Annotated in this window: 16 protein-coding genes and 2 pseudogenes; 9 read left to right on the forward strand and 9 right to left on the reverse strand. The window is 69.6% G+C overall.

Translation table 11 applies throughout. The features are described from left to right. Positions 1 to 61: 61 nt before the first annotated feature. The gene (locus tag ABZ863_RS31505; protein WP_358543068.1) at positions 62 to 1,057 is read right to left on the reverse strand and encodes a polyketide synthase; all 996 of its coding nucleotides are present in this window, start codon (positions 1,055 to 1,057) and stop codon (positions 62 to 64) included. Continuing rightward, entirely contained in the window at positions 1,057 to 2,286 is a 1,230-nt protein-coding gene (locus ABZ863_RS31510) for a cytochrome P450 (protein ID WP_358543070.1), read from the reverse strand. Before ABZ863_RS31510 ends, ABZ863_RS31505 begins: the two co-directional genes overlap by 1 nt. Positions 2,287 to 2,439: 153 nt before the next feature. Between ABZ863_RS31510 and ABZ863_RS31515 the strand changes: the two genes are divergently transcribed. Next, on the forward strand, positions 2,440 to 2,568 hold the full coding sequence (locus ABZ863_RS31515; RefSeq protein ID WP_358194921.1) for a hypothetical protein: 129 nt from the start codon (positions 2,440 to 2,442) through the stop codon (positions 2,566 to 2,568). 66 nt (positions 2,569 to 2,634) lie between these two features. Here the strand turns inward: ABZ863_RS31515 and ABZ863_RS31520 are convergent, their stop codons facing one another. Beyond that, on the reverse strand, positions 2,635 to 3,852 hold the full coding sequence (locus ABZ863_RS31520; protein WP_358194922.1) for a beta-ketoacyl-[acyl-carrier-protein] synthase family protein: 1,218 nt from the start codon (positions 3,850 to 3,852) through the stop codon (positions 2,635 to 2,637). Positions 3,853 to 4,053: 201 nt separating this feature from the next. Further along, a pseudogene (locus ABZ863_RS31525) lies at positions 4,054 to 4,325 on the reverse strand (IS481 family transposase); the annotation flags it as partial. 106 nt (positions 4,326 to 4,431) lie between these two features. On the opposite strand from ABZ863_RS31525, the gene ABZ863_RS31530 reads away from it, so the two are divergent. Next, positions 4,432 to 7,011, forward strand: coding sequence for an AAA family ATPase (locus tag ABZ863_RS31530; protein WP_358290764.1), 2,580 nt, complete (start codon positions 4,432 to 4,434; stop codon positions 7,009 to 7,011). A gap of 10 nt (positions 7,012 to 7,021) precedes the next feature. On the opposite strand, the gene ABZ863_RS31535 is transcribed toward ABZ863_RS31530, so the two are convergent. Continuing rightward, positions 7,022 to 8,818, reverse strand: coding sequence for a 3-hydroxyacyl-CoA dehydrogenase family protein (locus ABZ863_RS31535; RefSeq protein WP_358543072.1), 1,797 nt, complete (start codon positions 8,816 to 8,818; stop codon positions 7,022 to 7,024). A 22-nt stretch (positions 8,819 to 8,840) separates the two neighbouring features. Continuing rightward, positions 8,841 to 10,184 (reverse strand): crotonyl-CoA carboxylase/reductase, encoded by a 1,344-nt coding sequence (gene ccrA, locus ABZ863_RS31540; protein WP_358543074.1) that lies wholly within the window; start codon positions 10,182 to 10,184, stop codon positions 8,841 to 8,843. Between the two features lie 233 nt (positions 10,185 to 10,417). Between ccrA and ABZ863_RS31545 the strand changes: the two genes are divergently transcribed. From ABZ863_RS31545 to ABZ863_RS31575, 7 genes and pseudogenes are all read left to right on the forward strand, one after another. Continuing rightward, on the forward strand, positions 10,418 to 11,179 hold the full coding sequence (locus tag ABZ863_RS31545) for an alpha/beta fold hydrolase (RefSeq protein ID WP_128464552.1): 762 nt from the start codon (positions 10,418 to 10,420) through the stop codon (positions 11,177 to 11,179). A gap of 281 nt (positions 11,180 to 11,460) precedes the next feature. Further along, complete coding sequence (locus ABZ863_RS31550) at positions 11,461 to 12,369, forward strand: MerR family transcriptional regulator (RefSeq protein WP_033950821.1); 909 nt, start codon at positions 11,461 to 11,463, stop codon at positions 12,367 to 12,369. Between the two features lie 624 nt (positions 12,370 to 12,993). Beyond that, entirely contained in the window at positions 12,994 to 13,809 is an 816-nt protein-coding gene (gene uppS / locus ABZ863_RS31555; RefSeq protein ID WP_358543087.1) for a polyprenyl diphosphate synthase, read from the forward strand. Continuing rightward, on the forward strand, positions 13,806 to 15,272 hold the full coding sequence (locus ABZ863_RS31560) for an oxygenase MpaB family protein (protein WP_128464373.1): 1,467 nt from the start codon (positions 13,806 to 13,808) through the stop codon (positions 15,270 to 15,272). Before uppS ends, ABZ863_RS31560 begins: the two co-directional genes overlap by 4 nt. Positions 15,273 to 15,586: 314 nt before the next feature. Next, positions 15,587 to 16,090 (forward strand): MarR family winged helix-turn-helix transcriptional regulator, encoded by a 504-nt coding sequence (locus ABZ863_RS31565; RefSeq protein WP_358543076.1) that lies wholly within the window; start codon positions 15,587 to 15,589, stop codon positions 16,088 to 16,090. A 138-nt stretch (positions 16,091 to 16,228) separates the two neighbouring features. Further along, a pseudogene (locus tag ABZ863_RS31570) lies at positions 16,229 to 16,725 on the forward strand (transposase); the annotation flags it as partial. After that, complete coding sequence (locus ABZ863_RS31575) at positions 16,699 to 16,854, forward strand: hypothetical protein (protein WP_358341878.1); 156 nt, start codon at positions 16,699 to 16,701, stop codon at positions 16,852 to 16,854. The pseudogene ABZ863_RS31570 and the gene ABZ863_RS31575, both read left to right, overlap by 27 nt. 289 nt (positions 16,855 to 17,143) lie before the next feature. Here the strand turns inward: ABZ863_RS31575 and ABZ863_RS31580 are convergent, their stop codons facing one another. From ABZ863_RS31580 to ABZ863_RS31590, 3 genes are all read right to left on the reverse strand, one after another. Then, entirely contained in the window at positions 17,144 to 19,210 is a 2,067-nt protein-coding gene (locus ABZ863_RS31580) for a condensation domain-containing protein (RefSeq protein WP_358543078.1), read from the reverse strand. 226 nt (positions 19,211 to 19,436) lie between these two features. Further along, a complete protein-coding gene (locus ABZ863_RS31585; protein WP_128463712.1) occupies positions 19,437 to 20,399 on the reverse strand; it encodes an aromatase/cyclase in 963 nt (320 codons plus the stop codon). A 389-nt stretch (positions 20,400 to 20,788) separates the two neighbouring features. Beyond that, positions 20,789 to 21,610, reverse strand: a complete 822-nt coding sequence (locus ABZ863_RS31590; protein WP_033948015.1) for an AfsR/SARP family transcriptional regulator — start codon at positions 21,608 to 21,610, stop codon at positions 20,789 to 20,791. Between the last annotated feature and the right edge of the window lie 76 nt (positions 21,611 to 21,686).

The raw sequence follows: 21,686 nt of genomic DNA on the forward strand, positions 1-21,686 counted from the left end.
GGCCCCTTCAGCGACATCCGGGTGCGGCAGGCCGTCAACTACGCGCTCGACCGGGAGAGCATCAATCAGGTGACGAACGTCGGCTACCCACACCGACGGGCGTGCCGGTGCCGTGCAGTTCGATGTACGCGACATCGGCGGCGCGCACGCCCGCCGCCGCGTGTGCCGTCGTGATCACCTCTTCGTGGGCGTCCTGCGACGGGACGCCGGGCCCGGAGCGGCCGCCGTCGTTGTTGGTGGCGCTGCCAAGGATGACGCAGTAGACCGGGTCACCGTCGCGGACCGCCGCGTCCAGGGGCTTCAGTACGACGCAGCCGCCGCCCTCCCCGCGTACGTATCCGTTGGCCGCCTCGTCGAAGGTGTGGCATCGGCCGTCTGGGGAGAGCCCGCCCCACAACTGAATCTGGTCCGTCACCTGTTGGAGGAGGTTGAGGTGAATGCCGCCAACGAGTGCCGCATCGCACTCGCCGAGCCGGATGCCGGACAGGGCGCGGTGCAGCGCGGCGAGGGACGAGGACTGGCCGGTGTCGATCACCTCGCTGGGGCCGCGCATGCCGAGGACGTGCGAGACGCGGTTGGCGATCAGGGCGCGGCTGGTGCCCATGTGGCCGAAGCGGTCCAGGTTCCCTGCGGCGAAGTACCCGAGCCGGAAGTCGTCGGCGGCGGCCCCGACGAAGACGCCCCAGCGCGAGCCGCTCAGATTGGCGGCGTTCACGGACGCGTCCTCGACCGCCTCCCAGGCGAGTTCGAGAAGAATCCGAGCCTGAGGGTCCATGTGCTGGGCCTCGCGCTGCGAGATGCCGAAGAAGTCGGCGTCGAAGTCCATGACGCCGTCGATGAACCCACCTGCGGTGACGCGCCCGTCGCGGGACTCATCGGACGAAGGCCTGGCCGGGCGGTCGACCCACCGTCCTGCCGGGACCGAACCCACCGACGAGGTACCGGAGGTAAGGTTCTCCCAGAACTCCGCCGGCCTGGCGGCGCCGGGGAAACGGCAGGACATGCCGATGACGGCCACGGGCAAAGCCGTGCCGCCTTGCGGGACCTCTGCGGTCATCACACGGCTCCGGTTTCCGGGCGCCGCGGGCCGGGGCTGGTGCCCACCACAAGGCTCTTCAGGCCGCGGAACGTCGGGCTGGCCTTCCACTCCCTCTCCTCGGCGGGCGTCAGCGACACCAGGTCGGGGCATCGCTTGATGAGGACGTCGAAGGCCTCCTCCGCCTCCAAGCGGGCGAGGTGCTTGCCGATGCAATTGTGGATCCCGCCGCCGAATGCCAGGTGCTCGCGGCGCGACTTACTGACGGTGAAGTCGTCGGGACGCTCGAAGTGACCGTCGTCCCGGTTGGCTGCAGCGAACGCGAGGAACACGATCGAACCGGCTGGGAGCTCCACGCCGTTGACCTGCACCGTCTCCGTGACGTACCGGTACAGGGACAGGTTGAAGGGCGATTGGTGCCGCAGCATCTCCTCCACGGCGCCCGGCACGAGGGAGCGGTCGGCCCATAGTTTCTCGCGCTCCTCCGGGTGGGCCTCCAGGGTGAGGAAGCCGGTCACGATGAGGTTCGCCGTCGTCTCGTACCCCGCCGCGAGCAGCGCGTATGCCTGCGCCACGGCCTCGGGTCCGTCGAGAGCGCGCGCAAGCAAGGACAGCACGTCGTCGTCATCGCCGGCGCGCTTGCGCGCGATGAGGTCGCTCAAGTAGGCCACCATCAGCCCCGCGTCGCGCTTGAGGACATCCGGTGCGGCGTCGCTCGTGATGGTCTGCACCCAGGAGTCGAAGGTGCCCCGATCCCCCTCGGGCACCCCGAGGGTGCTGCAGATCACCGCGATGGAGAAGGGGAAGGCGAAGTCCTTCACGAGGTCGAAGCTCTCCTGGTCCGCCACGGCGTCGAGGGTCTCCTCGGCGAGCGCGCGGACCCCGGCTCTCTTGGTGGCGACGGCCCGGGAGGTGAAGGCGCCGTTGACGGGCTTGCGGAGTGCGGTGTGCTTCGGCGGGTCGTTATTGGCCATGTTGTCGTAGAGCAGCGACGAACGCGCTTGCGCGTTGCCCTCTCCCGGGGCGTTCTTTGCGAAGAGGGGCATGGCCTCGTTGATGCTCTTGCGGAACCTCGGGTCGCGCAGGACGAATTCGACGTCCTCGTAAGAGGTGATGAGCCAGGCCTTAAGGTTCGGCGGTATGTAGGCCATGCCCGTCTCGAGCACGATCTCGGTGGGCTTGTTCCCGGCCTGCTTGATGTCCCGGTACACGGGCTGCGGGTCCCGGTAGAAGTCATGGCCAAGTCTCAAGGGACACGATGCCGCCACGGGGGAGTGCGCTGTCATCTCAGCCTTTCGTAGGGTCGGACGCGAAGGCGGTGAAGGGTGGCTGTGCGGGATGCGCCGGTGCGGTTCGAAGCGATGCGCAGCGGATCAGACCGTCGTGGGGCAGCTCAAAGCAGCATGAAGAAGCTCGATGCCGCTCGAAGCGACGTGAGTGAGCTGGAGGCGCGCGGTGTTGACTTCAGGGAGGATGCCTGCGTGGAGCTGGGTGCGCTGATCGTCGGTGGGGCCGGGCCCCTGAGCGCGTGAGCCCAGGGGGCGGGCGGAGCGTGCGGCGGTGCGGGGGTGGTGGCGGGACCAGTGGCGCGTCGCTGCTCAGGCGCGCCCGAAGACCAGCGAGACGTTGTGTCCGCCGAAGCCGAAGGAGTTCGAGAGCGCGCACTGCCACTGCCCAGAGCGTGCCGAGCCGGCGGCCACGTCGAGTGCTACCTCGGGGTCCTGCTCAGTGAGGTTGCGCGTCGGCGGGACGCTGCCGTCTCGCAGCGCCAGGATGGCGGCCATAGCGCCAAGGGCACCGGATGCCCCCAGCAGGTGGCCTGTCATGGACTTCGTCGCCGTCACCACTGGGTGGGTACCGACGGCCTGCGCGATGGCCTGGGCCTCCGCCACGTCGCCCTGCGGTGTCGACGTGGCATGGGCGTGCACGACCCCCACGTCCGTCCCGCTCAGCCCGGCGTCACGCAGCGACTGGGACATCGCCCTGACCTGGCCCGGTAGGTCGGAAGCTGTGATGTGGCTGGCACTTGAGCTGATGCCCGTACCCAAGAGCCTGCCGTGCGCGCGGGAGCCACGGGCCCGGGCGTGGTCGGCGCGCTCCAGGACGACGACAGCCCCGCCTTCGCCAAGCACGAATCCGTTGCGACGCTTGTCGAACGGACGAGAAGCGGTCTCGGGGGCGTCGTTGCTGGTGGACAGCGCCATCATCTGGGCGAAGGCGGTCAGCGGCAGGGCGTGCACGCTGGCTTCGACGCCGCCCGCCACGACGACGTCCACGCGGCCGGCCCTGATCAGGTCGAGGCCGAGCGCGATGGCCTCCGCGCCCGAGGCGCAGGCGCTGACCGGGGCGTGCGCACCGCCCTGTGCGTTCAGGTCCATGCTGACCCACGCGGCAGGTCCGTTGGCCATCAGCATCGGTACCGTGTGCGGGGAGACGCGGCGCGGCCCCGACGTCTCCAGGATGTGGTTCTGCCCCAGCAGTGAGGTGACGCCACCGATGCCCGTTCCCAGGACGACCGCGACCCGTTCCGGGTCGACCTCGGGGGCACCGGCGTCCGCCCATGCCTCCCGCGCGGTGACGAGCGCGATCTGCTCGGACCTGTCGAGCTTGCGGGCCTCCGTCCGCTTCATCGAATCGGCTGGGTCTTCGGTCAGCTGGGCAGCGATACGGACCGGAAGTTCCTCGGCCCAGCTCTCTTTGAGTACGCCAATTCCGTTCTCGCCACCCTGCATTGCGACCCAGGTGTCATTCGCGTCGACTCCCAGCGGTGTCATCGCACCAAGGCCGGTCACCCAGACGTCCATCGTGTTCCACATACGGCCGCACGCTAGCCAACGGTCCAGTAGGCCGCAAGTGACGGTGCCCATAAGCTATTCAGGTTGTGGGTTACCCGTCCGTCACTATTTCCGATGACTGTTGAGGGGGTAGTCGTAGGGGGGTGGGAATTGTCGATCCTGGATTTTAGGGGGGTGGCCGATATCGACATGTGTGGTGGCTGAAATGACTGAGACATAGGGGGTGCGGTGGAGACGTTCGACCTTGGGGTCGGTCGGGCGCCAGGGCCGTGTTCGGCGGGGGGATGCCCGGGTCGCCGCAGGTGCTGCGCCAGGTGTTCTTGCTGTGGGCGCAGGCGTTGCCGGTCAGGACGTGTTCGACCGTGATGCCCAGGGAAGCGAAGCATGTGGTGGACCGTCGCAGTAAGTCCGCGCAGGTCGGGGCGGTCCTTGTTCGGGCTGCCGGCCACCCGGCCCAGGACTCTGTGACCACCGCCGTCGGGGATACGTCGCAGTGACCCGGTCTTTCCATCAGGTCCAGACCCAGGACATGCTTTGATTTACCCGGCCCGTGCATGGGCTGGGTGAGAGTCGACTGCCTGGGGAGAAGCGGCGATGAACATGGTGGAGCGATGTCGGGCGCGACACGTCATCGGTAGCCTGTTCTCGCAGGTAGGGGAAGGTGCGGGTCGTGCCGCGCTCGTGACCGGGGCGCCAGGAATGGGCAAGACCTCTCTGATCCGCCATGCACAGGAGCTCGGCGAGGACTCCGGAGCGGTCGTCTTGACCGCGGTCGCCTCCGCGGCGGAGCGCGACCTCCCTCTCGGTGTCATCAGCCAGCTCTTCGCGACCGTGCCGCTCCCGCCCGGGCAGGCCGAGGCGCTCTCCGAACTGGCCGAGGTCCCAGCCCCGGTCACCGCCAAGGCGGCCGACAGCCTCTACCGCCATCTCGCCCTCCTCACACAGCGGGCTCCCGTGATCCTGACCGTCGATGACGCCCATGACATCGACGCAGCCTCGCTGCAGTGCCTCCAGCACCTCATGCGCAGGGTGGGCGCCCTGCGCGTCCTCGTTGTGCTCGGTGAGCGCGCCGACGGCGGCAGGCAGGGCAGCTCCGCCCTGACTGCCGACTGTCTGCGCATCCCCGAGTGCACCCTGATCCGCCTCTCCCCCCTATGTACGGAGTGCACCGAGAGCCTGATCGCCGAGCACCTCGGCGACGACCGCACCGCTCGTATGGCCCCCGCCCTGCGCCAAGCCTCAGGGGGGAGCCCCCTGTTCCTGCAGGCGCTGCTGTGGGATCGCTCCGCCGAGCAGCTCACCGAGGCTCTGGTGGGCGGCGAACTCTTCCGACTCGCCGTCCAATACGTCCTCGACCAGCTCGACCCCGACGCGCTGCGAGTCGCCCGCGCCCTCGCCGTCCTCGGTGCGTCGGCTACGCAGGACTGCCTCGACCGGATCCTCCAGCTGCGCACCGCCCCCGCGATGTCCGCGCTCGAAGGCGTCGGCCTCACCGAGGCGGGTCAGTTCCGGATCGAGGCGGCCCGCACCACGGTACTGGAGGGCACAGCGCCGGCGGAGCGCGCGGTCCTCCACCGCACGGCGGCCCGGGTGCTGCACGAGAGCGGCGCCGCGGCGGGCCAGGTGGCCCAGCACATTGTCGCCGCGCCAGCCGAGGACCCCTGGACCATCGCCGTGCTGCGGGAGGCCGCGGCCCAGGCCCTCGCCGACCACGACGCGATCGGGGCCGCGACCTGGCTGCGGAGGGCGTACGACACGAGTACCAGCGCGCGGCAGCGGGCGGAGATCCGCGTCGAACTCGCCCAGGCGGAGTGGGAGACCGACCCCGGCGCGGTGCGGCGCTACCTCACCGATCTCATGGACGACCACGTCAACGGTCGCCTGAGTCGCGGTCAGAGCATGACTCTGATCACCTATCTGCTCTGGCTCGGCCGGCCCGAGGAGGCCGCTGCCATCTTGACCGATCTGGACGGCTCACGGGACGAGCTGTCTGGCGAACTCCGGGTGCGGCTCGACACCACGCATGTCTGGTTCGCCTACTTCTACCCGGTGCTCGGGGCTCACGAGCATGCGGCGGCGCCCGACGAACGAACCGGGCTCGGCGGCGGGGTCGTGGCCGTGGACCCTCACTCCGACGGCGCCCTCGTGCTGTCGTCGTTGCTCTCCCAGGGGCCGACCGGCGGGGCGCTCGACGCCGCCGAGCGGCTCCTCGAGGGCGTGGTTCTGCACGACCCACCGGTGGCCCCTGCCATGGCCGCTCTCGTCTCGCTCATCCGGGCTGCCCGGCTGGACCGGGCAGCCGAGTGGTGCGAACTACTCGTCCGCGGGGCCGGTCCGCGCACCCCGCTGACCCGCGCGATTTTCGCCGCGGCCAGCGCGACGGTCGAGAGCTGGCTGGGGAACTTCGAACTGGCGCGGGAGCGTGCGGACGAGGCGCTGACGCTGATCCCGCCCCAGGCATGGGGCGTCGCGCTCGGACTGCCACTGTCCGCCAAGGTCCTGGCGTGCGCCGAACTCGGCGACAACGACGCCTCAGCCGAGTGCTTCCGCATTCCCGTGCCCCCTGTGATGTTCCAGACCCTGCCCGGCCTGCACTACCTCCAGGCGCGGGGACGCCACCACCTGTCCGTCGGCCGGTATCAGGCGGCTCTCGGTGATTTCTACGCCTGCCGGGACCTGATGGCCGCCTGGAAACTCGACGTCTCCGTGTTCACGGCCTGGCGGGTATACGCGGCCGAGGTGCTGATCGAGGTCGACAGCCCTGGCCGAGCCCGCGCGCTCCTCACGGCGGAGCTGGCCGAGCCGGCCCCGGGGAGCAGCTGGCTGCGCTCCCGTTCGCTGGCGCTCCTTGAGCGGGTCGACTCTCTCGATCGGAACCGGGCTTCAGCCTCCCTGGACCAGCCCACGGACCGGGTCCCGGACCAGGCCTTGCGTTCGCCCGTGTCCCCGTCACCGGCCCCCGGGCCCGAGCGTGCCACTGGAGACGGGCTCACCCGGGCCGAGCACCGCGTCGCCCTCATGGCCTCGGACGGGCTGACCAACCGCGACATCGCTGAACGGCTCGTCATCACGCCCAGCACTGTCGAGCAGCATCTCACACGCATCTATCACAAATTGGGTGTACGAGGACGACGGGACCTGCCGCAGGTCCTCGCGGACCGGACCGGCGTCAGGCCCTGACCGGCAGGGGTCAACCGCTGACCGGCCGGGTGAACCCCCGACCGGCCTTCCGGCCGAGGCAGCCCTGAGCCACCAGCTGCTCAAGCGCCAGGGGAGGTTCACAGCCCATCCCCGGAAACTCCTGGTTCAGTCTCTGCAGGATGGCGAGGGATACGTCCAGGCCTATGCTGTCGAGCAGGGTGAAGGGCCCCATGGGGTAGCCGAAGCCTTGCTGAACTGCCGTGTCGATCTCCTCGATGCCGACACCCCCCTGGTCCAGCATGCGGATGGCATCCGCCAGATAGGGGAACAGCAGGTGGTTCACGATGAAGCCCGCACGGTCCGCGCACTCCACCACCGTCTTGTCGAGCCGGGCACAGAAGGCACGGGCGACCGCCATGCTGTGGTCGCTGGTCGCCGGGGTGCGGACCACCTCGACCAGCTTCATCGCCGGGGCCGGGTTGAAGAAGTGCAGGCCCAGGGCGTCGCTGCCACGGTCGGCCGTCTCGGTGCAGCTCTCCACCGACAGACTGGACGTGGTGGTGGCGAGCAGGGTGCCCGGGCGGCACACGGAGCCGAGAGCGGCGAACAGGGACCGCTTGACGACGAGGTCCTCGGCGCTGGCTTCGATGACCAGGTCGCAGTCACTCAACGCCGCGAGGGCGTCGTTGACTTGGAGCAGCCTGAGGGCACGAGCCCTGTCATCAGGGTGGACCCTGCCTCGGCGTACGGACCTGGTCAGAGAGGCCTCGACGGCATCCACGGCGAGCCGAGCCTTCTCGGGGGAGCGGGCCACCAGGGTGGCGGGCACTCCGGCCAGCACGGTGCACTCGGCGATGCCTCTGGCCATGGTGCCGGACCCGAGCACACCCACCCGCCCGACGGTCACATCCGGGCCGTCCTTCAAAGCTTCCGGGGCTTCGAGGGCTCTGGCAGCTCCGACGGCTCCACCGGATCCGGTGGGCACGTCGAGGCGGCTGCCGTCCTCGTCGTAGCGGTAGAAGCCCTGGCCGCTCTTCCGGCCGAGGGCGCCGCCCCGCACCCTCGACGTGAGCAGCGGCGCGGGCCGGAACCCGGCGTCTCCGGTGCGCGAGTGCAGGTCGGACAGAACCGCGTGAACGGTGTCCAGGCCAACCTCGTCGAGCAGTTCGAACGGCCCCACGGGCAGCCCGCAGCCCAGGCGCATCGCGGTGTCGACAGCCTTCCGGCCGGCGTACCCCTGCTCGACCATGGCGACGGCACGGTTGAGGGACGCGTAAACCAAGTCGGTCGCCGCGAGCCCCCCACGGGCGCTCAGGGAGTCCTGTGTCAGGCCGGCCTCCATGAGCAACTCCTCCAGGACGGCCAGAGCCCCGCGCTCGCTCATGGAGGTGGGCACCGCCTCGGTGGCCGCACCGGCAGGCACGGGACGCAGCACCCGCAGCCCCAAGGTACGTCCCGGGCGACCCGACGCGATGGCGAGGCGTTCCAGGGGGAGCGAGGCGGTGACGCTCACGAGGACCGTACGATCCGGGCAGACGCTGTTGAGGCGGCGCAGCACTCGGGACTTGACCTCCAAGTCCTCGGACACGGCCTCGATCACCAGGTCGGCCGAGCCTAGGGCTGCGGTGTCGTTGGTGAGCGTGTACGCGCCATGATCAACTGCTTCTCCTGTGCTATGCACCGCAGCGGCCGGCGCTGCCTTGATGCGCTGATCGACCGCCGCCACCACGTCGAGTTCGCGGTCCACCCCGACGACGTCGTGGCCTGCTGCGTTCAGGAATCGGAGCAGGGGTTCCCCCACGGAACCGAGACCGACGACTCCCACCACGGTTGTTTTCCGGGCCATGTCTTGCGTCCCTTTGCCTCTGTCAGCTTGCCGCGAGGCGGTAGCGGTTGATGGCGTCGAGGTGCTGGGCACGCATCTCGTGGTTCCGCACACCGAGACCCTCCTCGGGGGCCAGGGCGAGCACGCCGACCTTGCCCTGGTGGAGGTTGCGGTGCACGTCGTAGGCGGCCTGCCCGGTCTCCTCCAGGGAGTAGACCTTCGACAGGGTCGGGTGGATCCTGCCCTTGGCGATGAGGCGGTTGGCCTCCCACGCCTCGCGGTAGTTGGCGAAGTGGGAGCCGATGATGCGCTTCAGCGACATCCACAGGTAGCGGTTGTCGTACTCGTGCATGTAGCCCGAGGTCGAGGCGCAGGTGGTGATGGTGCCGCCCTTGCGGGTGACGAAGACGGAGGCGCCGAAGGTCTCGCGGCCGGGGTGCTCGAAGACGATGTCGATGTCCTCGCCGCCGGTGAACTCGCGGATGCGCTTGCCGAAGCGCTTCCACTCCTTCGGGTCCTGGGTCCGCTCGTCCTTCCAGAACTTGTAGCCCTCGGCGTTGCGGTCGATGACCGCCTCGGCGCCCATGTTCCGGCAGATCTCGGCCTTCTCGGGGGAGGAGACCACGCAGACCGGGGTGGCGCCGCCGGCCAGCGCGAACTGGGTGGCGTAGGAGCCGAGGCCGCCGCTGGCGCCCCAGATCAGCACGTTGTCGCCCTGCTTCATGCCGGCGCCGTTGCGGGAGACGAGCTGCCGGTAGGCGGTGGAGTTGACCAGGCCCGGGGCGGCCGCCTCCTCCCAGCTGAGGTGGTCCGGCTTGGGCATCAGCTGGTTCGACTTGACCAGGGCGATCTCGGCGAGGCCGCCGAAGTTGGTCTCGAAGCCCCAGATCCGCTGCTCGGGGTCGAGCATCGTGTCGTTGTGGCCGTCGCTCGACTCCAGTTCCACCGAGAGGCAGTGCGCGACGACCTCGTCGCCCGGGTTCCAGGCGTTGACGCCGGGTCCGGTCCGCAGGACGACGCCCGCGAGGTCGGAGCCGATGACGTGGTACGGCAGGTCGTGGCGCTTGGTCAGCGCGCTCAGCCTGCCGTAGCGCTCGAGAAATCCGAAGGTCGGCAGTGGCTCGAAGATGGAGGTCCACACCGAGTTGTAGTTCACGGAGGAGGCCATGACGGCCACCAATGCCTCGCCGGGCCCGAGTTTCGGCACCGGGACTTCGTCGACGTGCAGCGACTTCCGCGGGTCTTTGTCCGCGGACTGCATGCCCTCGAACATCTCCGCCTCCTCTCTGCGGATCACGACGCCCCGATAGGTTTCCGGAACCCTCAGGTTCGCGAAATCGTCACACGTCGCAGCGCCGGAAAGAACGGCGCTCACTATGTCTTTCACGTGGGATACCTCAAGGGAAGGAGCAGGAGAAGGAATTGAGTGGGCATCTACCGGCGACCGTAGGGTCTGCCGCGGAGAGGAAGTACCCCTAACTTCGCTTCCCCCTAGGGCGTTCACTGGCGGCTGGAGCGCCTGGAGTGTAGGGGGGTTGAGATCGGCGGAGTTCTCCTGCACTGTTGTAGATCAGGAACTCAGTGAAATTGACCAGGCAAGGCAAGCAGGCAAGGGCGGGAATGAGCGGTAGCAACGATGATGGTGCGGCGTGGATTAGACGGTTCCACCCGTCCCCTGAGGCGGAAGTGCGACTGATTTGTTTCCCGCACGCGGGTGGCTCTGCCAGCTTCTTCTTTCCGGTGTCGCGGGGCCTGGCGCCGCGCGCGGAAGTGCTGGCGATGCAGTACCCGGGGCGCCAGGACCGCCGCTCGGAGCCGAATGTCCCCGATATGGCACAACTGGCGGACAAGGCGGCAGATTCCCTGGTTCCTTTCACTGACAAGCCGTACGCGCTGTTCGGGCACAGCATGGGGTCAACGCTCGCCTACGAGGTCGCACGCAGGCTCCAAGACGCCGGACGGCCAGCCAAGGCGCTCTTCGTCTCCGGACGGCGCGCCCCGCACCGCAATGCGGACGACGGGCTGCACCTGCTCTCCGACGAGGAGATAGTCGCCGACATCGGGGCCCTGGACGGAACAGGCGCGCAGGTCTTCGGTGACGCGGAGTTGATGGACATGGTTCTGCCCGCGATCCGCAGCGACTACCAGGCGGCGGAGACATACCGGTACGCCCCCGGGCCGATCCTCACCAGCCCCGTGCACGCCCTGACGGGGTTCTCCGACGCACGGGTCGACGTGAGCGAGCTGCACCACTGGAAGGAGCACACCGAGGCCGGGTTCGACCTGACGGTGTTCCCCGGTGGCCACTTCTACTTGGCGGAGCAGCACGAGGACATCCTGGAATCCGTTCGCTCACGGCTCTTCGACAGTGCCCTCACGTGACCGGGTGCCCGATTCCCGTGGCCTCCGACGGCGTCCTCGGGACAGGTTCCCGACTGCCCACGCGGACAGTTCGCTACCACAGGCTGACGGCGCTCACCGGCGTGACGGTGGAGTGAGTCGAGTGCAGGACGGGTGCGCCGGAGCGGTGTTATGCCGCCGACGACGAGGCTGCTTCCGAGGTGTCGGCGTACGCGAGGGCAGGGGCCCTCGAAGAAGCCGGGGTCTGCGCGGATACTGAGGCGCTTGAGTCTCCAGCCGCCGGAGGGTTCAGGATCCTCCTCATGGACGACGAACGCCCCGACGTACTCACCATTGGCCGGCTCGCGCACCGCACCGGACTTTCGGTGCGTACCCTGCGTTTCTGGTCGGACGAGGGGGCGGTGCCGCCCGTGGCCCGCTCCGCGGGCGGCTACCGGTTGTACGACGCCGAGTCCGTGGCCCGCGTCGAGCTGGTCCGCACCCTGCGGGAGCTGGGCCTCGGGCTCGACGACGTGTGCCGCGTCCTGAGCGGCCGTACCACGGTCGCCGAGGTCGCGGACGCGCATGTGGCCGCGCTCGACGCGCAGATCCGCTCATTCAAGGTGAGCCGGGCCGTCCTGTCCACCGTGGCGAAACGGGGTTCAACCGTTGAGGAGACAGCACTGATGAACCGGTTGGCGCGGCTTTCCGCCGCCGAGCGCAAGCAGATCATCGACGAGTTCAAGGAGGAGGTGTTCGGCGGCCTCGACGACCCGCGCCTGCGCGACCGGATGCGCACCTTCAGCATCGAATTGCCCGACGATCCCACACCTGAGCAGGTCGACGCCTGGATCGAACTGGCGGAATTGGTGCGCGACCCCGGATTCCGCGCCCGGTTGCGCACATGGATGGAGCTCAACACGCCCGTACCGGGGCAAGGCCATCCCCACGGGGCGTCCATCTGGTGGGCCCGGCAGATCGTGCAGACCGTTGCGGAGGTCAGGAAGGGCGGGGTCGCTCCCGAGGGGCCGACCGCGGCCGAGGTGCTGTCCGAGCTGTTCGGTGACGCCGATCGGGCCGCAGTGCTGCGTAGCCTGGAGGCCGGGATCGAGGCAGGAGCGGAGAACTACCGCAGGCTTGTCGCCCGGGTGCGCGGGCAGGAATCGTCGCCCGACGCGACCGAGGAGCTGGAATGGCTGGCGCGGGCCCTGCGCGCCGCGGGTCGGACCTGACCGCGTTGGCACACCGGCGACGACTGGTGGGGGTGGTCGCTCCGGCTCGTAGTCGTAGGTTGCGGACTGTTCGAATCTTTGGTGCCTCCCGAAGTGGGGACCATTCGCTGCCCGTTCACATGGGCAGAGCCACCGGTGAACAGTCGATGCGCGAGAACTGCCCGATCGGCCATGATCGCCACAGCGGATCATGCCATTCACCAGCGAGGGCGCCTGATCTGCTGTCACGCACCAGCTCGTAGGGGAGGACGTGGGCGGCGGGAGAGCGGCGAGCGTGCTCTCGTCCGCCGTCCGGGTGCTGATGTGGCCGCGCGGCCCGGTCCCGGTGCCGAGGACGGCAGCCGTCTCCCTTCACGCGGCGGCGGCGTAGGCGGGATCGGCGTGGCGGCAGGTGCCGGGGGGCGCGGGGGGCGGCGAGGGCATCGGAGGAAGCTGCCGATGCCGAAGAGAACCGGACGTTTGAGTCAAGGGTGACGGCTCGCTGTTCGCCGGTCAGGACCCGTCCGTGCCGTCAGACTCCTGGGAGGGAACGCTCCGGTGGGGCGGGCGTACGGGCGATACGGGGTGGGTGTGACCGAGCAGGGCAGGGCCGACCGTGCCGCTCCGGGCGAGATGGGGGTGGGTATGACGGATCACGGCGTCCATCGCGCACGCACGGCAACGGGGGGCGGGCCAGGTGGGCGACCGTACGGCAACGATCAGCGGCGGGACGATGGGCCGGCGTGTGCGGTGCCGCGGCACGTAGCATGCGTGATGGACGGCAACGGCCGCTGGGCTCAGCAGCGTTCGCTTCCACGAACGGCGGGCCATCGGGCTGCCGAAACCACCGTCATCGACATCATCGAGGCGGCCCGGGCAGCCGGAGTCGAGTGGCTCAGCCTGTACGCCTTCTCCACCGAGAACTGGGACCGCCCCGGCACCGAGGTCGACTACCTGATGCGCCTGGTCCGCCGGGTTGTGCGCAAGCACGCACCGCTGCTTCTCGCCCGCGGTATCCGCTGCCGCTTCCTCGGGGCCGCCGACCCGCGCATTCCCCGGGAGCTGGCCCAGGACTTCGACGATCTGGCGACGCTGACCGCCGGCAACCAGGGGATGACGCTCACCGTCGCCTTCGACCACGGCGGACGCCGAGACATCGTCGAGGCTGCCAGGTCGCTGATCCGCAACGGGACACAAGCCGACGAGGTGACCGAGCGGCTCTTCGCGGACCACCTGCCGTTCCCCGACACCCCCGACGTCGACCTCGTCATCCGCACCTCCGGCGAGCAGCGCATCTCCAACTTCATGCTCTGGCAGGTCGCCTACGCCGAGTGGGTCTTCCCTCACGTGCTCTGGCCGGACTTCCGGGCCCCTGACTTCCTCACCTGCCTGCACACCTATCGGCGCCGTGACCGCCGCTTCGGCGGCGTCCCGCCCCAGACGAACGGAGACCCGTCATGACGACTGGAACCACGGGAACAGCCGACGAGACACCCCTGTTCGCCCCGAAACCGCAGTTCCGCGCCTTCTTCGACGAACCGCGCTGGGCGCTGGCCATCATCCGCGCCACCGTGCTGGAAGCCGCCCACCCGCAGATCGGCGCCGCCCTCGCCGACAACTCCACCTTCGTCGCCCACCCCTGGCGCCGGCTGCGCAACACCTTCCTCAGCATGCGGCGGATGTTCGACGCCGACCCAGCGGTACGCGAACGGGAGGCCGCCCGGCTCAACAGGCTGCACGCCCGCATGAGCGGCTCCGACACCCGCGGCCGCTCCTACGACGCCATGGACCGCGCGACCCGCGCGTGGGTGGTCGCCACCCTCTACGAGAGCGCCGTCACCATGTGCCGACTGAGCGGTCAGCCGCTCGACCAAGACACCATGGAGCGGATGTACGCCGAGTACCGCGCCTTCCTCGCCGCGCTCGACGGCGACGCCGGGGAACTCCCCGAAGACCTGAACGACTTCTGGCGGTACTTCGACAGGGTCGTCGAGGACGAACTGGAGAACACCGAGGCAGCCCGCATCATCCTCTACCGACTCTTCGACCACCTGCCCGCCCCGGCACTGCTCGACGGCGCGCCGACACTGTGGGCGGCCGGCCGGGCCGTCGTCGGTCCGCTCCTCGGCGCGATCACCGTCGCCTCGCTTCCCGAGCCCTACCGGCGCAAGGCCGGCTTGCCCGAGATGCCCGGCGCCCCGACCCTCATGCAGGGCGCCTACCTCGCCGCCGGGCTCACCCGTTTCCTGCCCGAGGGCTGGATCGACGCCGAATCCATCATCGAGACTCTCTCCCTCTCGCCCGACAGCGATGACCCCCGCGCCCGGACCGTGACCGCGCTGCGCGCCCGCATGAAGCGGGCATCGGCCCTGCTCCGCCTCCTCACGCCACTGAGCGGTGACACGGACCCCGATCCGGTCCCGGCTACCTCGGCGGCGGCAGAGGGCCGACGCTCGGCGGAGGAGTTCTTCCGTCAGGTGCTGGACCAGACCGGCGACGGCCACCTCGACTGGCCTGACCTTGCCGCCATGGCACGCGAACTGGCCACCCGCCTTGACCTGGATGAGCCCGAGGAGACCCGGCTCTACGACGCCTTCGCCGCCTGGTGGCGTGAACTCCAGGCCGCCCTCGACACGGACGGTGACGGCCGTGTCAGCGCCGACGAGTACGCCGCCGCCGTACCCTCCCTCGCCGGTCCCGCGCTCATCCGCGTCGCCGAGGTGCTCTTCGACGCCACCGACAAGGACGGCAGCGGGACCGTCGACGCGGACGAACACCGGGCGCTGTTCCGCAACGCCTTCCACCGCGACCTCACCACCACCGACGGCACCTACGACCGCAGCGCCTTCGTGGGCGACTTTCTTTCCTTCATGTCCGGCCGCCGCAGGAACACCGCGTATGACCCCCTTCTCGCCGACGCCTGACGCACTCGTGCGTGTTGGCGGCCGCGGCCGCGCGCTTCGTACGCACGTCCGGGCGCGTGGCTCAGGAGGCGGCGAGATCTCCTTGAGCGGCAGGACCTCCCAGTACTCCAGTGCGGTTTGGTGATCTACCTGCTGGCTGTGCGGGCGAGCGGTCGTCGGTAGGCGCCACGTCGAGACGTGGCATGGTGCCGTGTGAGGCTGCGACATCCCTGGTGAGGACGGTGGCCGGCGGTTCCGACGCACATCGAGGACAAGTTGCGGTGAACGCCGCATTCCGGTGGTTCAGTCGCCGGAGGGAAGGTAGCGTCGCGATCATGGAATCGCTGATAGGCACCACCACTGACCAGGCGCCGGCGAACCCGGACGCGACCGATGACATGCTGGCCACTCAGCCGATCGGCTACTGGAGCGGCTTGGCCCATGCGACCGTCACGCGGCATCTGCGTGACGCGATGGCCAAGCTGGATGTCACACAGCCTCAGTACTGGGTACTCAACCGCGTGAACGGCGGCCCTGCGGCACCGAGCCGCGAGGAGGTCGTCGCGCAGCTGACGCACCTCGCCGACGGCCCGCACGAGATCGCCAGGGTCGTCGACCAGTTGCTCCACCGCGAATGGCTGCGGATCGACGATGGGCGGCTCCTGCACCTCACGAATGCCGGCCAGGCCGCCAGAGCGCGGCTCCGTGAGCTGGCGGCCGAGGTACGCGCCGAAGTCCACAAAGGCATCAGCGACGATGAGTACGTGGCCGCGCTCAAGGTGCTTCGTACGATGGTGGCCAATGTCGAGGGCGACGGGGCTTCTCGTACTCCGGCCTGATCAGGCGATCTCGTGACGGACCCGGTCTTGGAAATCCGTGCGGCCGCCGCGTGATCATCGGGGGTGTTGTGGACTCCTGAAGATCGTGCGGTGGCCGCCGGCCATAGCGTGGACCCTGCCCGCTGGCGGGTGATGTTCGACCAGGTCATGGCCCGGATCGCGGGCCGGTTCGGGCGAGTTGAACCTCGCGCCACGGCCCGCGCCTACCTGCTCGGAGCACTGTCGAGCGTCGAGCGGAAGAACTGCTGGCAGCTGGCCGAACAGGCCGACCACGCCTGGCCCGGGCCGAGGCAGCGCCTGCTGCGCTACGGTCCGCTGGGAGGCCGGTGCCGTCCGAGACGGCCTGCGCGCCTACGCCGTCGAACACCTCGGCGCCGACGGCATTCTCGTGGTCGACGAGACCGGCTTCCTGAAGAAGGACCGGGCCTCGGCGGGAGTGCAGAAGCGGTGCACCGGCACCGCGGGACGCATCGAGAACGCCCAGGTCGGGGTGTTCCTCGCCCTGGCCACCGAGCGGGGACGGGCCTGATCGGCCGTCGGCTCTACCTACCCGAGCACTCCTGGTCCGATGATCCCGAACGCCGCACTGCGTTCGACATACCCGAGACATGCAGTTCGCCACCAAGCCCCGCCTGGCCCCAGAGATGATCGCCGCCGCGCCGGACGCCGGCATCACCGCCTCCTGGGTGACCGGTGACGAGGCCTACGGCCACGACGACCCCTACTCCGCGCCGCCCTGGAAACACGCGGCACCGGCTACGTGATGGCCGTCGCCTGCCCGATACGGGTGAGGACCAATCACGGTCGCACGCCCGTCCGTGCGGACACCGTCACCGCTCCAACCTGGCGGCGCTGATCGGGTGTTGGACGGATCTGCGGAACGACGAAGCTCCTGGTAGACGGGTTCACGATCAAGATCCACCGTCCGCCAGGAGCATCGTGTGCTGTCTCCACGACCAAGACGACACGACGTGCACTGTCTGCCACAGAACCTGCCACGCCATGCCTGACCGGCAGAAAGTCAGCGAGCAAGCACGGAAAGGCAACAGCCTTTCATGTGCGGGTGGTGGCTTGTGTGGCGGTGGTGGCGAGTGTGTGGGTGAGGGTGGTGAGGGTGGTGGTGGTGCTGGTGAGGACGATGAGGGGTGGTTGGTTTCGTGTGGTGGTGGTGTGGTGGGCGGTGGTGCAGGCGGTGGTGAAGCTGTCGGGGAAGGCGGCGAGGGTGAGTGGTCTGGTGTGGTGGGTGAGGTGGGTGGGTGTGTGGTGGGGGGGTTGGTTGTGTGTGGTGGGGAGGAGGATGATTTCTTCTGGGCCTGGGTAGTTTGCGGCGATGTGGTGGTAGCGGGTGTGGGGGGTGTCTGGTGTGGTGATCAGGCAGATGAGGCCTGCGTTGGGGGTGGTGGCGGTGCGTAGGGGGATGATGGGGTGGTTGGTGGGGGTGGGGGTGGGGGTGGTGGGTGGTGGGGTGTTTGTCTGGGTGGTTGGGGTTGGGGTGGGGGTTGGGGTGGTGGGGAGGTGGTGTAGGAGGTCGGCGATGGTGGTGGTGTCTGCTGCGAGGTAGGGGAGTTCTGTCAGGAGGTGGGTGCTGTGATTGAGGGCCTGGCTTGCGTCGGTGTGGGGTGTGGGGGTGTGGGAGGCGGTCAGGACGAGGCGTTTTTCTTCGTCGTGCCGGGCGGTGAGGGTGAGGGGGTAGGCGGTGTGGGCGCCCAGGGGTTCGGGTCTGCTCACGTGGATGCCTTCTGCGTGGAGTGCTGTTGTCAGGCCGGTGTCCGGTGGGTGGGTGGTGTTTTCGAAGGCGAGGAGGCTTCCTTCGAGGGGTGTGGTGGCCGCTGGTGGGGACCAGGCGTGGATCTGGCCGGGTGAGACCCATTCGTGGGCTGTCATGTCCAGTGTCCGGTCGCGTATCTCGGTGAGGAGGGTGGCCACCGTGGAGCGGGGGTCGACCTCGACGTGGAGTGGCAGCGTGGTGCGTAGTGCTGCGGGGAGCCGCTCGATTCCTTCGAGGGGGATACCGCGTCCGGACGCGGTGACCGCGAAGCGGACTCGGGCCGGTCCCTGGGCGCCGCTGGCCCGGTACAGCAGTACGGCCCACACGGCTTGGAGTACGCAGCTTTCGGTGGTGCCCCAGCGGGCGGCCCAGACGAAGAGTTTCTCGGTGTGGTCTGTGTTCATGCGGATCTGGCTGTGGCCGGTGGCGGGGCCTTCTGCTGTGCTGAGGGGTACGGGTGAGACGCAGGGTGTGCGGGGTGTGGGGCGTGACCACAGGTCGCGGGGTGGTGTGGTGTCCTGGCGGTGCAGCCAGGACAGGTGGTCCTGGAGGTCGGGGCGCCGTTCGCCGCCGGGCAGTGTGCCGCCGGCGAGGTAGGCGCGGTGGAAGTCGCGGATGAGTAGGTGGGCGCTCCAGTCGTCGAGCAGCGCGTGGTGGTAGGTGAGGAGGATGTGGGTGGGGGTGGTGGTGTCGGGGTGGTCCGGGCCGCCCAGGGCGGTGACCCGTAGTGCCGGAGGCAGGTGTGGGTCCATGCCGCGCTGGATGTCGTCCTCGATGAGGTCGGCCCAGTCGGCTGTTCCCGCCGGGAGCCACCGCACGTCGGCGTTCACGTGGTCGTGGAGCAGGAGGGTGGGCTGGGGGCCGTTGCTGAAGGCCGCGCGTGCGGCCAGTTCTTTGTCGACGACGGCCTGCCAGGCGGACCGGAATCTGTCGGGTTCGAGGTGGCCGTGCCAGGTCCAGGTGAGGCGTTCGATGTGGCGGCCGGGGTGGGATTGGGCGTCGGCGAGCAGTTCACGCTGGTGCGCTGTGGGCTGTACCGCCCTTCGGGCGCGGGCGCGGGGGCCTGGAGGGCGGGTGAGCAGGTCGGCGAGCATGCTCCAGGGGAATGTGGCGCCGGCGGTGCCGGGGGCGAGTCGCAGGGTGTGGTGGGTGTCGTCGTGGTGGTCGATCCGGTGGGGTCGGGTGAACGCTTCCGGCTGGTGCAGGGCGACTTCGTCGAGGGCGGCTTCCAGCTGGTGGTCGTCGAGGGGGCCCAGTACGTCCAGGCGGGGCTCGCCCTGTGGGCCGGACCCGAGGTCGAGGACGAGGGTCGTGCCGGCTCTGGGCGGGGGCGGGGTGTGGTCGGCTGTCATCGGCAGTTCGGGGCAGGCGCTGTCCCGCGGGTGGGCGTGTGAGGAACGGCGGGCGGTTTCTGTGCGTGGCTGTGTGCACGTGGGCGCGCGGATCGAGCTCTCCCCTTCCCTCCCCTTCTGTTCGGCTGCCCGACGAGTATGGGCGCCGGCGCCGTCACGCCCCCGACACGGTGCTGACACGGCGCTGGACGGCTGCCGGAGACCGGGTGGCGCCGTGTCCGGCGGGTCATCCCTGGCGGGCGTTCCACCCGGTCTCCGTGTGGCGCCGGGCAGCTTCGAGAGTGGCGGCCGACGCGCGTCCGAGTGTCTCGCGGACGTGTCTGCGGGCCTGTGCGAGGTCCGCGCAGGGGCCCAGGACACGGGGGACGGCTTCCTCGCACAGCACCACGCTGTGCTGGGCGGTGGCGATCGTGCCGGCCGCGTCGGACCGCACGGACCACTCGCCGGTGTGCGCCTCCAGCAGAGGGGGCGTCACGGTCTGCTTGTAGACGATGCGGCCCGCGTGGGGGAAGCAGATCCGTACGGACTCGGTGGTCTGGGTGGCGCCGGTCTCGGCGAGCGTGTCCACCGTCAGCGTCTGGATGCCGGAGACCGGCTCCTCGAGCCTCACCCGGGACACGTGGGGGAGCAGCCGGGCCCAGTTGCCGGCCCGGTGGAGGAAGGCGTGGACCGCGTCGGCGGGGGCGTCCACCCGGACCGTCTCCTCGAAGCAGAGCACCACGTCGTCGAGGCGGCGCCAGCGCTCGGCCGCCTTCTTGAGCCCGGCCAGTTCCGCACGGGAGGTGCTGGCGAGGGCCTGCTCCACCTGCTGCGCCTCATGCGTCAGGCCGGTGTGGACGGTGAAGTCGTGCAGCACCGTCAGCCGGCTCAGGTGTCCGGGCAGTTCCTCGACGGCCCAGGTGCCGTGCATCGCCTTGACCGGTGGCTGCGGGGGCGAGTGGTGAAACTCCACCCGCCGGGTGAGGGGGTCCAGCACCCGCAGGCAGATCCAGGACCGCAGGCTGTCGCCGGTGAACGCCCACATGCGCAGCCGTTCGTCGGTGCCGTCCCTCTCCAGCCGCTCCACGTGGACGTCCGGTTCCAGGAACAGCGGCCAGTGCACCGCGTCCGTGAGCAGTCCGTACACGATCCCGGCCGGGGCGCTGATGTCGATCGAGTGCGAGGTTCTGTACACCCGTTCAGCCGTCACCGCACGCACCTCCGTACCCGCATGTCGGGGGCGGCGCCGGAGGTGGCGCGGGCCGCGGCGCCGGAGGGACGCACGGAGGTCTGTCCTGCCGGGAAGTCCGTGGGCAGGACAGTCCCGGCAGGGGACCCGACGGCGTGAGGCGGTACGTGGGGCTGGGCACGGCTCGCCCTCCAGGACTCTCGGGGAACGCTCTGCATTTTCTTCCCAGCCGCTTGAGGAAGGTTCGAAGAGCGCTCGAAGGGGGCGAAGCCGGGTGCGCAGGCCCCCCGGGGGGCCCCGGGCCAGGTCCTCGGGGGCGTGCCGGGCGTCGCGTCCGGGCCGGCCGGCAGGGGAAGGGCGTCCTGCCCGCTCAGCCGCGGTGGACCACAGGCCCTGGCAGGGCAGGGAACTCAGGCGGCGTAGAGGTTGAAGGTGGAGGTGCGGCGCGGTCCGCTCGCCACGTCGAGGGCGGGGTCGACCGCGAGCATCGCCTGGTGGAGGCGCTGGAGCTGGGGGGAGGGCTCCACCCCCAGCTCGTCGATGAGCCGGGCGCGCAGCCGCCGGTAGACGTCGAGGGCCGTGGCCTGCCGGCCGGAGCGGTAGAGGGCCACCATCGCCTGCGAGTGGATGCCCTCGTGCTGCGGGTGCCGGGCGGCGAGGTCGGTGAGTTCGGCGATGAGCTCGGCGTGGCGGCCGAGCCGCAGGTCGACGTCGATGCGCCGTTCGACGGTGCCCAGGCGGCTCTCCTCCAGGCGCATGACCTCGATCTCCAGCACCGACCCGGCCCGGACGTCGACCAGGGCGGGCCCCTGCCACAGGGCCAGCGCCTCCCGGAACAGCTCCGACGCCCGCTCGTCCTCGGCCCCCTCGAAAGCGGCCTGGCCGGCGGTCACCAGCTGTTCGTAGCGGTGCACGTCGACGCTCTCCGGCGGGATCTGGAGGAGGTATCCGCCGTACCGGGTGGCGAGCACCTCCTTGGCGCCGCCCGGGGCGTTGGGCCCCATCGCCGTACCCAGCCGGCGGCGTAACTGGAGTATGTACGTCTGCATGGTCGTCATGGCGCTCTGCGGCATGCCGGCGCCCCAGATCTCCTCCATGAGTGTGGGCACGGGCATGACCCGGCCCGGGTAGAAGGCGAGCAGAGCGAGGATCTGCCTCGGTTTGCCCGCGGTCGGAACGATCGATACCCCGTTGACGTCGGCACGCAACGGGCCCAGAACCTGTATCTCCACGGTTTCCTCCACGTACCGGTAGGAGTGGTCGAGGCCCCTCGGTGGCTCAAAGCCGTCGGCCGCGGATCAAACTAAC

Origin of the sequence: Saccharomonospora sp. NPDC046836 (assembly GCF_040645195.1) — a bacterium.
Classification (GTDB): Bacteria; Actinomycetota; Actinomycetes; order Mycobacteriales; family Pseudonocardiaceae; genus Prauserella_A.

Excerpts from the sequence above, each read along its gene's own strand:
- ABZ863_RS31565 (WP_358543076.1), top strand. The coding sequence starts at position 15,587 with ATGGAATCGCTGATAGGCACCACCACTGACCAGGCGCCGGCGAACCCG.
- ABZ863_RS31575 (WP_358341878.1), top strand. The coding sequence starts at position 16,699 with ATGCAGTTCGCCACCAAGCCCCGCCTGGCCCCAGAGATGATCGCCGCC.
- uppS (WP_358543087.1), top strand. The coding sequence starts at position 12,994 with ATGACGGATCACGGCGTCCATCGCGCACGCACGGCAACGGGGGGCGGG.
- ABZ863_RS31515 (WP_358194921.1), top strand. The coding sequence starts at position 2,440 with ATGAAGAAGCTCGATGCCGCTCGAAGCGACGTGAGTGAGCTGGAGGCG.
- ABZ863_RS31505 (WP_358543068.1), bottom strand. The coding sequence starts at position 1,057 with ATGACCGCAGAGGTCCCGCAAGGCGGCACGGCTTTGCCCGTGGCCGTC.
- ABZ863_RS31550 (WP_033950821.1), top strand. The coding sequence starts at position 11,461 with ATGGACGACGAACGCCCCGACGTACTCACCATTGGCCGGCTCGCGCAC.
- ABZ863_RS31560 (WP_128464373.1), top strand. The coding sequence starts at position 13,806 with ATGACGACTGGAACCACGGGAACAGCCGACGAGACACCCCTGTTCGCC.
- ABZ863_RS31535 (WP_358543072.1), bottom strand. The coding sequence starts at position 8,818 with ATGGCCCGGAAAACAACCGTGGTGGGAGTCGTCGGTCTCGGTTCCGTG.
- ABZ863_RS31520 (WP_358194922.1), bottom strand. The coding sequence starts at position 3,852 with ATGTGGAACACGATGGACGTCTGGGTGACCGGCCTTGGTGCGATGACA.
- ABZ863_RS31580 (WP_358543078.1), bottom strand. The coding sequence starts at position 19,210 with ATGACAGCCGACCACACCCCGCCCCCGCCCAGAGCCGGCACGACCCTC.
- ABZ863_RS31530 (WP_358290764.1), top strand. The coding sequence starts at position 4,432 with ATGGTGGAGCGATGTCGGGCGCGACACGTCATCGGTAGCCTGTTCTCG.
- ABZ863_RS31545 (WP_128464552.1), top strand. The coding sequence starts at position 10,418 with ATGAGCGGTAGCAACGATGATGGTGCGGCGTGGATTAGACGGTTCCAC.